Raw genomic sequence first — 14,441 nt, 5'->3', positions numbered from 1 at the left:
ACAGCCACAGCTCCTTAAGTTAGAGGATTGAACGCAACGTTCAGATTCAGATCTTGTCCGGTTGATGTCACAATCGTGCGGCCCTGCTCATCGACCGCTGTGATGGATTTGATGTGGAAGGTGACTGGAACTGTTACCGCGCCATTCTGGCCGGCAGGACGGTTGACCAGGAACGGCAGCTTCGCAACGGTCGTATTTCCGTTGATCTGGACGGCGCTGCCGCTGAATTTAGTGACTGAATAGATAACGGTCGATTTCGTTCCCGTACCTGCTACAACCCGCACATCGTCCACGCTGTCTGCCCCGCTTACCGATAAGCCTTCTGGCTCCACCTTAAAGATACCGTTCCCTCCTCGATAGGCGAGCATCTGATTGGCATCGTTAAACTTGATACTATTAAACGAGGAAACCGATTTGGTATACTCCACCTCGATCTGATACCCGTAAATCTTTCTTGAACCGTTGAATCCTCCAAGCTTCACAGCCAGATCAAGTGGAAGCGAAGATCCACCGGCCGTTGCCGTTCCACCCGCAAAAGCGGGATCGTCAAATGCCAGGCCCGTTTGGGACGGCTGAACCGTTCCGTCTCCACCACCGGTAGACGGAGATGTCGTTCCAGGCTGGGCAGCCTCCCCGGACTGAAGCGATTTCTTGTCAGCTTCATAACGTTTTTTCTCTTCGTCCGAGAGACCGGCTAGAAAATCTGCTTCCGCTTTTTTCTGCTGCTCTTCCAATTTCTTTTTATTCAATTCTTCCAACGCTCTCATAGCGGCTGCCAGTTTTTCCTTCTGGGCATTTAACTTGTCCTGCTCTTTTTGTTTCGCCGCGGCAAGCTCCTGCTGCTTTTTGATAAGCGCCGCTTTTTCTTTTTCCTGCTGCTTCTGTTTCTCATCCAGCTCCAGCGGGGCTACTTTGGAGAGATCGAGGATGATTTTGCCTGCATCCTGATTGACTTTCTGAATGATTTTTTCCATTTCCGTTATGGAGATTTTATTCTGCTCGATTGCCTTTTGGGCAATCAAGCCAACAAGATTTTCAAGATTGCGCTTTACCGATTCCAGCTTCGCTAAATCATTTAGGTTCAGGCCGCCCAGGGCAGGATCGTTTTCATTCGTGCTGCCAGACTCCATTTTTTTCTTTTGAGCGGCTATGAAATCGTCATTCTCCTGTTTAATCGAAGCGGCATCTGCGATCAATTGCCTGATGATTTCCGGCGAAATCTGCCGAACAAGCGCTTCAATGTCAATCGTTGAAATGGAGGTCAGCAAATTATCCGCCGAATTGCCGTCACGCGCCTCGACAATTTCCTGGGAGGGATAAATAAAAAGTGTTTGATCGATTTCCTTCTCATCCGGGTTCAGCCGGTTGGAGTCCGTAGAAGCCTGGACAACTCCCGAGGCGAGAAAAATACGGGTTAACCCGGTTAAAGGATCAACGCCAACCATAAACTGCGTCCCCCGCACTCCCATGATGGATGTGGGCGTCTCCACTTCAAACTGGTCATTGGCATTGGATACGGACTTGACCTTTAGCCAGAGCGAACCCGCCCATATGCTCATTTTTGTTTTGGCTCCGCTCTTATCCTTCAGCTTGGTAAAGGTAACCTGGGAGCTTGCGCCGATCGTTACACTGTCCTTGTCGGCATCCTCGCTTGCCAGCTCCAGCTTCACACTGCTGTCTTTGCCTGTTGCAATCTGGTCCCCTTCGTTCAAGCTCATGTTTTTGAATGCCTTAAACGATTTCGTCCCGCCGGATTTGAGCACACTCACCGTGCCTTCCAGCGATTTGACTACCGCTACACGCAATACCTGTGCGGATGCGGAGCCTCCTCCTGCCAACAATGACAGCGGCCCGCCAATCAACAGCAGGCAAAGGGCAATCATCAGAACCTGCATTCTTCTATTTCTCATGCTCCTTCTCTCCCTTCCTTAATAGCCGTCAGATTCTTTGCCGAATCCTCGTCCCGTTCTCTGACCACTTCCGTGACCAGTACGGGCAACTCTTTTCCTTTGACCTTAATCTCACCAATGGTCACCGTTTCAAAAAGCCCTGATACCCTGGCAAGCGTTTCCTCGCTGATGAGGATCTGCCCCGGCTTCGCATTAGCCTCCAGCCGCGCAGAGAGATTAACGGTGTCTCCGATGGCCGTGTAGTCGAGCCGCAGCATCTGCGAGCCGATATTGCCAACAACAGCCGGCCCGCTGTTGATGCCGACTCCGAAACGAACAGGCACTCCGATCTCGCGCAGGCAGCGCTCTTCAAGATCGGCGGACTGCCGCTTCATCTCCAGAGCAGCCCTCACCGCCAGCTCCGGATGGTTGGGTTGATCGACCGGAGCGCCGAAGATCGCCATTACACCGTCCCCGATAAATTTATCGAGCGTTCCGTTCCATTTGAATACCGCTTTTGTACAGATATCCAGGTACTCGTTAAGCACTTGAATCACCTGCTCCGGCTCCAGTTTCTCGGACATCGGCGTAAACCCGCGAATATCAACGAAGATAACGCTGATATCCCGACGCTGTCCTCCTACCTTGACATCCTCGCCGGAAGCGAGCATTTCATCCACCACGGTCCGGGGCACAAATCTTCCAAATATATTCGTAACCCGGCTGCGTTCCCGCCGTTCCATGACATAATGCGTGACCACCGCCCATATGAATGCCGTCGTTAAGGCCAGGAACGGATAGGTAAACGCAATAAAGGTATTCATATAATAGAAGCCGATCCAGATTCCGAAGAATGCGGCTGTCAGCACTCCATACACGATAAAAGAGCCAACCCCGGTAAAACGCTCAAACAGAAGCAGGGAAAACAGGGTGAGCAAAATGATAAGCGTGTAGGTGACAGGCGGTCCGGTCTTGGTATAGAAGTTGCCCGCTACGAGAGATTGAACCATGTTTGCGTGAATTTCAACCCCGTACATTTTGAGAGAAGTGCTCAGAGGAGTTAAATATTCATCCTGCAGTCCGGGTGCATACGGGCCGATTAAGACAATGCTGTTCTCGTAATATTCGGGAGGAATATTACCTGAGAGCACGTCGAAAAAGGATTGTGAATCATAGCCCGTAACCAGGCTCATGGCCTCGCGCGGCTGCGTATAAAATTCGGTTGCAATCTGATTTCGAGAATCTGTCGGCAGGCGCTTCAAGCCGCGGTACCAGTGACCGTCATCCTGATTCCAGGTAATTTGCTCATCCTTGTCGAGCATATAGTTGGCAAGCTTCACGCTAAAAGCCGGTATGATGAGGCCCTCCTGATTGGCTAGGCCCACAGTCAGCTTCCGGACAGTGCCGTCCTTGTCCTGAAGGACGTTGATATGTCCCTGTTGTTCGTGGCTGGAACCGATCGTTGAGGCGGGATAAGATACCGATTCCGTCAGCAGTCCGTTAACTTCGTCCTGCCGTGCTTTAAAATTGATTACTACAGGAAGCACAACGTTGGGATATTGCTTCATTACTTCAGTCATGGCTGCATCGCCCTGAGGATCCTGGCCCGGCTCAGCCAGCACGACGTCAAGCGCGACCGCCCTTGCCCCAGCGTCCGCAAGCAACGTAATCAACTGGGCATAGAGACTCCGGTCCCATGGAAACTGCCCCAGCTGATCCAGTGAATCCTGATCGATTTTGATGATTTTGATATCATCATACGGCACCCTTTGGACATCCGTTTTCTTCATAATCAAATCCTGCAGCGATGATTCCAAACGGTTAAGCGAGCCGCCGGTACCAAGACTGCTGATGAATGACCAGAACAGACAAATCACCGCTCCCGCAAACCATGTAAGCAGCCACTTTCGTCTGAGCATAAAGACCCCCTGTCTCCTTAATTCTCACCCAGTTAATTATGTAAAATACTGCTTTTTCCATTATCTATTCTAGTTAAGTTTATAGAAACTAGCAATATAAAAGATGTCGATAAAAAAAGAAGAATCCCGCTTCTTGTCGAAACAAGAAAGGGATTCTTCTTCTATAGTACGCGCTGTCCATCGGGATATACGCTACTTCTATTAATTATTAAACGGAACATCCGCTATTTTGATGGAATCGGTTGGGCAGCCATCTGCCGCATCCTGCAAATCATCATACAAATCCTCAGGAATCTCCGTGTTCCCTTTGTTGGCGTCTCCGTCAAAAATGACTTCGGCAAGACCTTCATCATCGTAATCATAAATGTCCGGTGCCGTTGCTCCGCATGCTCCGCAAGCAATGCACGTATCTTTTTCAACCCATGTAAATTTCGACATCGTATTCCCTCCCATAAAGTTTTATGCATGCACCCTGGTACGAATCTAGCGGGGATGCCTGGCATGCATCAGTTTTTAGTTTTGTAAGCGCGTAAGCTTATTGAGTTTATATAAACTTAAATGAGCAGTCCTTATTCATCACTATATAACAAATCCTCGTCCGTTTGCAAGGATGTCCCGCGAATTCGCTTGTTTCGGATCAGCGTTGACGGATCATTGCCCAGCATCCCCGCCGTCAGTACCGCATCCTCCCCAAACTTGTCGCGAAGCAGGTCCATCGCACGGGTCAACGCCTCTTTTCGCGGCTGCTGTTCATAACTGAACAGATCAAGCTGCATGGCTGTTTCGTTCCGGGAAGAAAGATTCTGCAGCGTGACGCCGAGCAGCCTTACGGGGTCCCCTTCCCGCCAATGTTTATCGAACAGTCTGCATGCCTCGCGATGTATGTCAGCTGTCGTATCCGTCGGTACATCGAGGGTTGCGGAGCGGTTCACGGTTGACATATCCGGCTTGCGGATGACAATCTGGACCGTTGAGGCAACCAGTTTCTGGCGCCGCATTCTCCTGCCTGTCTGATCCGCGAGATTCAGCAGGATGCGATGGGCTTCCTGCCGCTTCGTTACATCCTGGGGCAGCGTCGTCGTATGGCCAACTGACTTATTGGGCTCCCTGGCGGGATTGACCCGTGAATCATCATATCCATGCGCCGCCGCCTTCATCCAGGAACCGGCAACGCCAAACTGTTTGACAAGCAGTGTCTCTTCTGTCGCAGCCAGTTCTCCGATTGTATGGATGTTCAGTTTCCTTAGCTTCTCGCCGGTCTTCCTTCCGATCCCGAACAGCGAATCGCATGGTTTATGCCACAATAGACGGGGCACATCCCTTATCCGAAGCACGGTCAGGCCATTGGGTTTTTCCATATCCGACGCCATCTTGGCAAGCAGTTTATTGGGAGCGACGCCTATAGAGCAGGGCAGGCTCCATTCGCTTTGAATACGCTTTTGAATATCTTCCGCGATCTCAAGAGGCTGTCCGAAAGCCGAAGATCCCGTAATGTCCAGATAACATTCGTCAATGGAAGTGATTTCTACCAGCGGCGTATACTGGCGGGCAATCGACAGAAAACCGTGCGAGTATTTGCGGTACAGCTCAAAATCCGGCTTGATCAGAATCAAATCCGGGCAAAGCTGCAGTCCTTGCCTCACAGTCATTCCGGTCTTGATGCCCCTCTTTCTTGCGGTATAGGATGAGGTGACAATAATCCCCTTGCGCTGCTCGACACTTCCGGCAACCGCTGTCGGCTTTCCTTTATAACTGGCGGGATCTTCAGCCTCGTGAACGGAGCAATAAAAAGCATTCATATCCACATGGATGATAATCCGGTGTTTTCTAATTTGTTTATCTTCATCAGCCTGTTTCATATCGGGTAATAACCGCACATAGATATAGTTCAAGACCATGTGCCGTTTGCTCCAGTCTATAGCAGGACATGCATGTCTTCATAGCTTTCGCACCTCCTAATACAAAATTTAAGCACCAACTTCTCTTGTTAGCATACCATAAAATTTCGTCAAGAAAATCCATTCCCGGGCACAGGCAGTTTAGCGACAGTCATCAGCACTTTATGCTATAATATGAAATTATCACTTTGCAAAGAATGGATAGAGGAGGGCGTCCAAGCAATGACCAACATTATCTCGGTTTTCGATACGACGCTGCGTGACGGTACGCAAGGCGAAGGGATCAGCCTGTCAGCGGACGACAAATTAAAAATCGCCCAGAAGCTCGATATGCTCGGCGTTCATTATATTGAAGGCGGCAATCCGGGAAGCAACAGCAAGGATATTGAGTTTTTCCAGCGGGTAAAGGCTCTTAAGCTCAATGCCAAACTTACCGCATTTGGCAGCACGCGCCGCAAGTTCAGCCAAGCGGATCAGGACAGCAGTCTGCTGCGAATTGTGGAATCAGGCGTGCCTGCAGCTACGCTGGTAGGAAAATCATGGGATTTCCACGTGCATACGGCGCTTCAAACCACTTTGGAAGAAAATCTGGCGATGATTTATGACTCTTTCGCCTTTTTGAAGAGAAATCAGGTAGAAGCCATTTTCGATGCCGAGCATTTCTTTGACGGATATAAGCATAATCCGGAGTACGCCCTCTCGGTGCTCCGCAAAGCGCAGGATGCCGGAGCAGACTGGGTTGTGCTGTGCGACACTAACGGCGGTACACTGCCAACGGAAATACACGATATCGTCACCCGCGTCCGTGCGGAGCTCACTACACCGCTGGGCATTCATACTCATAATGACTGTGAATTGGCCGTAGCCAATACGCTTGCTGCCGTTCAGGCAGGGGCCCGCCAAATCCAGGGCACAATCAACGGGTACGGCGAACGCTGCGGCAACGCCAATCTGTGTTCCATCATTCCCAATCTGCAGATCAAGATGGACTACCGCTGCGTTTCTGACCAGCAGTTGGAATCACTCACGACGACCGCTCGTTATATTAGCGAAATCGCGAATGTCAATATGCCGGTTGGACAGCCATACGTAGGAAATGCGGCTTTCGCTCATAAGGGCGGTATTCATGTATCCGCAATCATGAAGGACTCCAAGACCTATGAGCATATCCAGCCGAATCTGGTGGGCAACAAACAGCGCATTCTGGTCTCCGAGCTTGCCGGACAAAGCAATATTATTTCCAAAGCGCAGGAGTTGGGCCTGGATGTGAACGCCAATAACGAGAAAACGAAGCAGATCATGGAACGGATTAAAGAGCTGGAGCATCAGGGGTACCAATTCGAAGGGGCTGACGCCTCCCTTGAGCTCTTGCTGCGCGATGCATTCGGCGAGATGAAAGAGCTGTTCAAGCTGGAGTCGCTGAAAATGCTCGTCGAAAAAAACAACGGGAGCATGAACGCCGAAGCGATCGTTAAAGTCAATGTCGCAGGTCAAACCGTCTATACGGCTGCCGAGGGCAATGGACCGGTCAATGCACTTGATAATGCGCTCAGGAAAGCGCTGGTTCAGTTCTATCCCAGCATCAACAATATTCATCTGGCTGATTATAAGGTCCGTGTCATCGACGAGAAGGATGCGACAGCTGCCAAGGTTCGTGTGCTTATCGAATCCACCGACTTCAAGAACACCTGGAATACGGTCGGCGTTTCCAGCAATGTTATTGAAGCCAGCTGGGAAGCGCTCGTAGACAGCATTCGTTATGCAATGATGAATATGGATAAAGTTGATTCCAGCGAGGACCAGCCTCGTGTCCGGCTTGGCCTGGTTAATCATTAAGCGTTTCAGTAAACCGTCATCCAAAAAAAAAGCCCGGTCCAGGTCAGTGGTTCAAATCCCCACTGACCTTGGCCGGGCTTTTTCGTCCGATAGCGTTCATGCAGGTCCCTGTTTATCCTCCTGCACTTTCAGCCATTTATCAATCCGATCCTGCCACTCCTGCTTGGAAATAACGCCGGTAATGCGCTCACGCACAATTCCCTTACTGTCAATCAGCAGGCTGGTAGGAAAAGAAGAAACTTTATAGAGCTCCGTCGCTTCGCCTTCACGGTCCATGAGGATCGGGAAGGTCAGCTTTTGCTCATCAACGAACTCCCTCGCCTGCCGTTCTTTATCGTAGCTCGTCGCGTTCACCCCAAACAAGTCCATCCTTCCCTCATAGGTTTGGGACAGCTCCTCCATATCAGGCGCCTCCAATTCGCAAGGATAACACCACGATGCCCAGAAGTTGAGCAGAACCAGCTTGTCCCGCTCCCCGCCGATCGCGATCTGCTTGTCGTCCAAATCAGGCAGCTCAAGCATGGGTGCTGTGAAACCGGGCTTGGGTTTCATATCTGCTGAAGCAGACAGAGCTTCGCTCTGCTTGCTTTTATTTTGATACACTGCGGCTCCTGCCAGAACCAGTACAACCGCGAGCCATAACCATGTCCGTTTCATTTTATGCCTACTTTCCTTTCCTGAACAAAGATGATCGATCCAAAGTGTCCGGAATAATCGTATAGGGGACTCGTCTATTCATTCATCGCACCGTCCCCGGTCCTCTACATGTTACCATGATGGGGAATGGAAGCTCAAGTCAAGGGGTACATTACTGGTTATAGGTACTCAGCAGATTCCACGGGAGCGTAGATAATCATGAATAAAGCAAAATCCGGTTTCAACACCAAGCCCCCTGCACCAGTGCGCACCAGCGACGCAGGACAGTCCAGTGGAAACAAATCCGCGACTGACAAGCAGGACAAAGGAAGCTCCAAATGGCGGGAATACATCGCTTTATCCTCTGTTCCGCTGGTTCTGGTCCTCGGCAACTCCATGCTTGTTCCAATATTGCCCCAGATGGAAACTAAGCTTGGTATCTCCAGCTTTCAGGCAAGTCTGGTTATAACCTTATTTTCCGTTTCAGCCGGAATCGTTATTCCCGCAGCGGGCTATTTATCGGACCGGTACTCCCGCAAGGCGGTTATGCTGCCTTCATTAGCCTTGTATGGTATAGCAGGAATCGGGGCGGGCATTGCTGCTATCATGCATTCCTACGGTTTTCTGATAACGGCAAGGGCATTACAGGGCATTGGAGCCGCGGGTACATCCCCGATCGCGATGGCGCTAGTGGGTGACAAATACAAGGACGGTCAGGAAAGTGAAGCGCTGGGTCTGATCGAAGCTTCCAATGGCGCAGGAAAAGTAATCAGCCCCATACTCGGCTCCCTCCTCGCCCTTATCGTCTGGTACGCGCCGTTGTTTGCTTTTCCCATATTTTGCGCTGCATCCTTCGTTGCAGTGAAGGTAATGATCAAAGAGCCTCCCCGCGAGAAGGAAAGTTCGACGTTCAAGCAGTATGTATCCGATGCGGTCAAGGTGTTCCGCAAAAAAGGGCGCTGGCTGTCCGCATCATTTATTGCCGGCTCGCTCGGACTGTTTATTTTGTTCGGCGTCCTCTTCCGATTGTCCGACCTGTTGGAGAAGCCGCCTTATTCAATTGACGGAGTAGCAAAGGGCGGCATTCTGGCGATCCCGCTTCTGGGACTTGTCGCTACGGCTTACCTGACCGGCAGAACCATCAAAAACAATGGAAAGCTGATGCGCTGGCTGATGATTATCGGGCTGGGCATTATGACCCTCTCTCTAGGTGCCTGCGCTTTTCTGCACAGCCATATCTATGCGCTGATTGGCTTCACTACGCTTAGCAGTATCGGAACCGGGCTGGTTCTCCCATGCCTTAACACGCTGATCACAGGATCTGTAGATCGTTCCCACAGGGGAATGATTACTTCACTATACAGCAGTCTGAGATTTCTGGGTGTCGCATTCGGGCCGCCTCTGTTCAGCTGGATGGCGGGAAAGTCGGACATGCTGCTGTTCGGGGTTGTGTCATTCCTTTCGCTTGCGGGCTTATTCCTGATAGTGGCATTCATACGCCCTCCGAAACAGTTGGAAGGCTAGGACAGCCATTTAATAAACATTCCTCTCTCATGTATAATGAAGCAAACATGAAGGAGGCGTCCATGATGGGCATTGAAGGATCACCCTTTGTATCTCATGGCTGTTCAAGCCGGACGGAAAGAGCCGAACTGTCCGCAGAGACCCGCAGCCAGCTTCTGGATGCCTGCCAGTCCGCTTATCCCGAAGAGGCATGCGGCGTTCTTGCCGGGGACCTTCCCGGACCGGCAGCAAACCAGGCCGATGGCGTCGTCCGGGTGACGGCGGTTTATCCCATACGCAATACCGCATCGGATACGGCAGCAGCTTTTTCGTTCCATCCTCAGGATTGGATCAATACTCTGTACCGGATACAAAAAAACCGACAATCGCTTGTCGGCATTTATCATTCCCATCCTGTACAGCCTGCGTTTCCATCGGAAGCGGATCATCAAGGCATGCAGTTTGGGAGCGCCGCATCCTATTGGATCATATCGCTGGCGGACAGGGCTTGTCCCGTCATCCAGCCATACCGATGGGAGAACCGTGCATTCCATCCATTAGTGCTTGCTTAAATAGGCGTACAAGTCCCCCAAAGTCACTATGTTTCGCGAGAAGATTTGTTGAAGATACACCAGCCAGAGCTGTGCAGTCATCATGGAATCCTCAAATGCATGATGACGCTGCGTAACAGGAATACCGCTATCTTCAAGCAGTTCATCCAGTCCATATCCCTCGCGTCCCGGCTTCAGCCATTTGGCGACCATCATCGTATCCAGCACGCGATGTGTCAGATTCACTTTGGAGGTCCTCCAGAGCGCGGCATTCAGAAACTGCCTGTCATGTCCGCTGGCATGCGCAATCAGCATCCGTTTCCCTATAAACTCCATAAAATCATGAAGAACCTGCATTAAATCAGGAGCGCCTTCCACCATTTCGTTTGTAATACCCGTCAATTCTGTAATGTGCCGGGGTACTTTGCGTCCCGGCTTCACTAGACTATAGAAGGAACGCTCTTCCATAATTCGCTCCCCTTTTAAGGTCACAGCTCCAATGGACAAAATTTCATCGCCGTTCGCCGGGTAAAAACCGGTGGTTTCCAAATCAAACACAATCACTTCCATTTCTTTCAGCGGCTGATCCAGAATGGACTCTTTGCGCTGCTCTTTGGACATGGAACGGATAAAAGCCATCTGCTGGGCATTTTGCGCACCCATCATGGAAGCGATCGCCGGCGTAATGCCGCCCATTTTATATAAATGCCACATCCGACCGACGCCTTTTTGCTCCTTCATGGTTTTCTCCTTTCGCCTCTAGAACCTGCTTATCGTTTCTTTATAGATACGACGCTGCAGCTTTCTGCCCTGGCGCAGGGCGGCCTTAAGCTGATCCGTCAGCTCCCTGGTCATCTTACGGCCCGCGAGCTTGCCATTATTGGTATATAGTCCTCCTTCATAACGTTCCGTGGCCATTAACCGGATCCGCAGGAAGAGCCGGAACGTATCTTTGTATACCGCCGCTTCCCGCTCCGTCAATTCCTTGTTCGCAAGCAGTCCCTGCAGTCGTGCCAGCGTCGAAGTTTCCATAACCCCACTTGTGATGCTCATCAGCCGAATGGCATTAACCATCGGAATATATGCCCCATATTTGACATCGAGACTGCCTGCATCTTCGCCATAAGGTTCTTTAAGCAGCTGTCCGAATATGCCGACCAGCATCTTATGCCGCATTGTATTGTTCAGCATATTTCTTATAATATCGGGGTTCTCTTTCAATCCGGCATTAAATTGATTCCGGAATGAGGCCATTACCCCGGCATCCCCGTAAATCATTCTGCAATCGGCAACTATAAGCAAATAGCGGACGCGTTCCCAATCCGGCTCTTTGTACCATACTTCCAGTTTGGAGCCCCAGCCCGACAGGGGCTGGCACCATTCCGGATTGGAGCTGATGACATTTCCATCGCATGGCGGATAACCAAGATGCTTCAGCAGCTTCACCACGTGATCAGAGAATCGCCTGAAATAGCCCGATACGTTTTCCTTCTGAGCTGTATCTTCCGAATCTTCATATACAATACCGCTATCCTGGTCGCTGGACATTGTCTGTTCTTCCCTGCCTCCGCTGCCGAACAATACATAAGCGTAAAGCACGGGTGGGGGTCCATACCCCATCCGTGCCATTTGCGCTTCCGAGAGGACGATCGCACGCTTGATGAAAGCGTCATGCACCTCGTTCAACCCGATATAAAATTGTTCGACTGTCCGTTCAGAGAGCAGAGCTTCCATATGTTCATGGATTTGACCTCTCAAGCCGCGCAGCGCATCCGCATCCTCGCAGACGCCGATTTGTCCCAGCAGCCGGGCATAAACTGAATCGTTCATGCATCCCTCTCCTCTGGCCAGTATGATTGTTTATGTCGGAATAATCGCTTATGCCTCTGCGTGAGCTTTTTTCATTTGCTCAGGATAGCCGTATGTGCCATGTTCGGAAAGGTCAAGACCGATAATTTCCTGTTCTTCCGTAACGCGTAAACCCATAACAAGCTTCATAATTCCAAGCAATAGGAAGGATGCGCCAAGCGCATAAGCGCCGCAGACCACAACCGATTCCAGTTGTACCCAAAGCTGGTGCCAGCTTCCTGTATCGATCAGTCCGCCTTGACCGACGCCTACTTGGTCAGCCAATGCCTGGGTTGCAAATATACCATTCGCCAAGGTACCCCAGATTCCTGCGGCACCATGTACAGACATGGCGTATATCGGATCATCCACCTTGATTTTCTCGAAAAATTTCGCGCTGTAAAATACGAGCACGCCTGCAACCAGACCAATCACAACCGCTGCCCAAGGATCAACGAACGCACAGGAAGCTGTGATGGCGACGAGCCCGGCAAGCGCTCCGTTTAGCATCGTTGAGATATCTGCTTTTCCATTCACCAGCCAGGAAATAAGCAGTGCCGCCACGGCGCCAGCTGCTGCGCCAAGCTGAGTATTGAACGCGACATAACCAAAGAATCCATCGCCTACCGTGAGGGCTGAGCCTGCGTTGAATCCAAACCAGCCGACCCACAGAAGCAATACGGCCAGGGAACTGAATACTTGGTTATGACCGAGTATTTCGTTGGCGGAGCCGTCCTTGTTGAACTTGCCGATACGGGGTTTAAGCAGGATTGTTGCTGCTAAAGCCGCAAGCGCTCCAGTTAAATGAACGACTGTCGAACCAGCGTAATCCTGGGCGCCGTCCTCGGCAAGCCAGCCTCCGCCCCAAATCCAATGTGCAACTACAGGATAGATCAAAGCCGTAAATAAAATGCTGAAAATGAGATAGGCGGATAATTTCGCTCGTTCCGCAAAACCGCCCCATGCTATGGTCAGCGAGATAGCCGCAAATGCCAATTGAAAGATGAAAAATACACTGGAGGGATAATCATCACCGGTTTCACCTACAATAGAAGGATTGAAGAAGAAATCACCGGATCCAATGAAACGATTTATGGCATGATCGACATTGTCTCCTCCGAAGATCAGGCCATATCCTACGGCCCAGTATACCAGGGAACAAAGACCTAAGGTAAAGATTGTTTTGCCCGCTACATGTCCGGCATTCTTCATTCTTGTCGATCCGGCTTCAAGCAGGATAAATCCGCCTTGCATCAGAAGAACGAGGACTGCAGAAACCAAAATCCAGATCGAGTTGATCCCAAGACTCAGCGTATCTGCGGCAGAATCCTCGGCAAACGCCATTGCCGGAAAAAGAAGAGAACATGCTGCAATCGACAAGACCAACTTTTTAAACATGACAATCACTCCCCATTTGTGTAATGTTACTTAACATTGTAAGAAAGACTTAATGTCATTATAGTCAGAACAGCTTATCTTGACAATATTTTTTTTGAATTCCTATAAAAAAATCAAACATTCAAGACATGATTGGACTCAAATGTTAAGTTTTTTGACGGGTACAGTTTCAAATTGTTCTATTTCGGGAATTATCCTTCGCATTTAGCGGAGGTCGGTATGTAAAAGGGCTTGGTATTGCTCTCCAATGGCCTCAGGATTGTTTAAGCGCTGCAGGTGATCCGATTGCTGCGATTCGAAAATGTGAAAACTTCTGAACATTTCGCGAATTAAAAGCATTACGTTTGACTGTATGGTTATAGTTTCTGTATCATATAATAAGATAAGTCTAAGAGTAGTTTTCATCCGTAACAACGCAGCAGCGCTTTTCTTGCGTTGTGAAGCACCTTTCATGAACAGAATCAGCAGCAGCCTTTTATTTAAAGAAAGAGGTGGGAAAGTTGGCGGAAAAAACCTTATACCGTATTGGCGTTTTATCGAAAATGGCCGACGTCAGCCCTCGCACAATCGATTTCTATACCTCGATTGGTTTAATCCAGCCTGAAACGCGTTCAGCCAAAAATTACCGATTGTACAGTGATGAAACCTTGCTTCGTCTCAAACGTATTGTACAAATGAAGCAGGATAAATATTCACTTGAAGAAATCAAGGAAAATATAAACGTGTGGAACAAGGTTTCCCGCGAGGAACAGGTATCAAGCAAGCTTACAGACCTTTCCTTGCATTTGGAGCAGCTGCAGCGGTATGTCAAGGAGCTCGAACCTGTATTAAGCCAAATGAAACCTCATCAGGCCAAGCAGGTGTTCAAACGTCTTGTTCCCCAAACAGCGGCATGTGTCGAAGCGCTGGCACTGCTCTTGAATAAGGGCGGACTCATGTAAACCAAATAATGGAGGGATTTAG

General features: G+C 50.0%; 12 protein-coding genes. 4 read left to right on the top strand and 8 right to left on the bottom strand.

Going from position 1 to position 14,441, the window contains the following annotated elements; genetic code table 11:
- Window positions 1-14 precede the first annotated feature (14 nt).
- The 4 genes from IEY46_RS05450 to IEY46_RS05435 all read right to left on the bottom strand — a co-directional run bounded on the left by IEY46_RS05450 (window position 15) and on the right by IEY46_RS05435 (window position 5,667).
- Window positions 15-1,910: a FecR family protein gene (locus tag IEY46_RS05450; RefSeq protein WP_188989886.1), complete on the bottom strand. Its 1,896-nt coding sequence runs from the start codon at window positions 1,908-1,910 to the stop codon at window positions 15-17.
- Complete coding sequence (locus IEY46_RS05445; protein ID WP_188989884.1) at window positions 1,907-3,808, bottom strand: CHASE2 domain-containing protein; 1,902 nt, start codon at window positions 3,806-3,808, stop codon at window positions 1,907-1,909. The genes IEY46_RS05450 and IEY46_RS05445 overlap by 4 nt, the downstream gene beginning before the upstream one ends.
- Window positions 3,809-4,009: 201 nt before the next feature.
- A complete protein-coding gene (locus tag IEY46_RS05440) occupies window positions 4,010-4,246 on the bottom strand; it encodes a ferredoxin (RefSeq protein WP_188989882.1) in 237 nt (78 codons plus the stop codon).
- A gap of 131 nt (window positions 4,247-4,377) precedes the next feature.
- Entirely contained in the window at window positions 4,378-5,667 is a 1,290-nt protein-coding gene (locus IEY46_RS05435; protein WP_188991692.1) for a DNA polymerase IV, read from the bottom strand.
- A gap of 261 nt (window positions 5,668-5,928) precedes the next feature.
- On the opposite strand from IEY46_RS05435, the gene cimA reads away from it, so the two are divergent.
- Window positions 5,929-7,542: a citramalate synthase gene (gene cimA, locus IEY46_RS05430; protein ID WP_188989880.1), complete on the top strand. Its 1,614-nt coding sequence runs from the start codon at window positions 5,929-5,931 to the stop codon at window positions 7,540-7,542.
- Between the two features lie 96 nt (window positions 7,543-7,638).
- Here cimA and IEY46_RS05425 read toward each other — a convergent pair whose 3' ends face one another.
- The gene (locus IEY46_RS05425; protein ID WP_188989878.1) at window positions 7,639-8,199 is read right to left on the bottom strand and encodes a TlpA family protein disulfide reductase; all 561 of its coding nucleotides are present in this window, start codon (window positions 8,197-8,199) and stop codon (window positions 7,639-7,641) included.
- A gap of 198 nt (window positions 8,200-8,397) precedes the next feature.
- Between IEY46_RS05425 and IEY46_RS05420 the strand changes: the two genes are divergently transcribed.
- Window positions 8,398-9,702, top strand: coding sequence for an MFS transporter (locus IEY46_RS05420; RefSeq protein WP_188989876.1), 1,305 nt, complete (start codon window positions 8,398-8,400; stop codon window positions 9,700-9,702).
- 62 nt (window positions 9,703-9,764) lie between these two features.
- The gene (locus IEY46_RS05415) at window positions 9,765-10,253 is read left to right on the top strand and encodes a M67 family metallopeptidase (RefSeq protein ID WP_229750080.1); all 489 of its coding nucleotides are present in this window, start codon (window positions 9,765-9,767) and stop codon (window positions 10,251-10,253) included.
- On the opposite strand, the gene IEY46_RS05410 is transcribed toward IEY46_RS05415, so the two are convergent.
- Genes IEY46_RS05410 through IEY46_RS05400 form a run of 3 tightly spaced genes read right to left on the bottom strand, consistent with a single transcriptional unit; the run spans window position 10,239 to window position 13,478 of the window.
- Window positions 10,239-10,973, bottom strand: a complete 735-nt coding sequence (locus tag IEY46_RS05410) for a 3'-5' exonuclease (protein WP_188989872.1) — start codon at window positions 10,971-10,973, stop codon at window positions 10,239-10,241. The genes IEY46_RS05415 and IEY46_RS05410 overlap by 15 nt on opposite strands.
- A gap of 18 nt (window positions 10,974-10,991) precedes the next feature.
- Window positions 10,992-12,062: a DUF294 nucleotidyltransferase-like domain-containing protein gene (locus IEY46_RS05405; protein ID WP_188989870.1), complete on the bottom strand. Its 1,071-nt coding sequence runs from the start codon at window positions 12,060-12,062 to the stop codon at window positions 10,992-10,994.
- A 48-nt stretch (window positions 12,063-12,110) separates the two neighbouring features.
- Window positions 12,111-13,478 (bottom strand): ammonium transporter, encoded by a 1,368-nt coding sequence (locus IEY46_RS05400; protein ID WP_188989869.1) that lies wholly within the window; start codon window positions 13,476-13,478, stop codon window positions 12,111-12,113.
- Window positions 13,479-13,978: 500 nt separating this feature from the next.
- Here IEY46_RS05400 and IEY46_RS05395 point away from each other — a divergent pair, with 500 nt between their 5' ends.
- On the top strand, window positions 13,979-14,419 hold the full coding sequence (locus IEY46_RS05395) for a MerR family transcriptional regulator (RefSeq protein ID WP_188989867.1): 441 nt from the start codon (window positions 13,979-13,981) through the stop codon (window positions 14,417-14,419).
- The last annotated feature ends 22 nt before the right edge of the window (window positions 14,420-14,441 follow it).

This window comes from Paenibacillus nasutitermitis (assembly GCF_014641075.1).
GTDB classification, from domain to species: Bacteria; Bacillota; Bacilli; order Paenibacillales; family Paenibacillaceae; genus Paenibacillus_Z; species Paenibacillus_Z nasutitermitis.
The sequence above is the reverse complement of the archived record's forward strand: the minus strand, read 5'-3'. Positions and strand labels throughout refer to the sequence as shown.

What these genes read in the sequence shown, in the direction of transcription:
- IEY46_RS05450 (WP_188989886.1), bottom strand. Translation starts at nt 1,910, where the DNA reads ATGAGAAATAGAAGAATGCAGGTTCTGATGATTGCCCTTTGCCTGCTG.
- IEY46_RS05445 (WP_188989884.1), bottom strand. Translation starts at nt 3,808, where the DNA reads ATGCTCAGACGAAAGTGGCTGCTTACATGGTTTGCGGGAGCGGTGATT.
- IEY46_RS05440 (WP_188989882.1), bottom strand. Translation starts at nt 4,246, where the DNA reads ATGTCGAAATTTACATGGGTTGAAAAAGATACGTGCATTGCTTGCGGA.
- IEY46_RS05435 (WP_188991692.1), bottom strand. Translation starts at nt 5,667, where the DNA reads ATGAAACAGGCTGATGAAGATAAACAAATTAGAAAACACCGGATTATC.
- cimA (WP_188989880.1), top strand. Translation starts at nt 5,929, where the DNA reads ATGACCAACATTATCTCGGTTTTCGATACGACGCTGCGTGACGGTACG.
- IEY46_RS05425 (WP_188989878.1), bottom strand. Translation starts at nt 8,199, where the DNA reads ATGAAACGGACATGGTTATGGCTCGCGGTTGTACTGGTTCTGGCAGGA.
- IEY46_RS05420 (WP_188989876.1), top strand. Translation starts at nt 8,398, where the DNA reads ATGAATAAAGCAAAATCCGGTTTCAACACCAAGCCCCCTGCACCAGTG.
- IEY46_RS05415 (WP_229750080.1), top strand. Translation starts at nt 9,765, where the DNA reads ATGATGGGCATTGAAGGATCACCCTTTGTATCTCATGGCTGTTCAAGC.
- IEY46_RS05410 (WP_188989872.1), bottom strand. Translation starts at nt 10,973, where the DNA reads ATGAAGGAGCAAAAAGGCGTCGGTCGGATGTGGCATTTATATAAAATG.
- IEY46_RS05405 (WP_188989870.1), bottom strand. Translation starts at nt 12,062, where the DNA reads ATGAACGATTCAGTTTATGCCCGGCTGCTGGGACAAATCGGCGTCTGC.
- IEY46_RS05400 (WP_188989869.1), bottom strand. Translation starts at nt 13,478, where the DNA reads ATGTTTAAAAAGTTGGTCTTGTCGATTGCAGCATGTTCTCTTCTTTTT.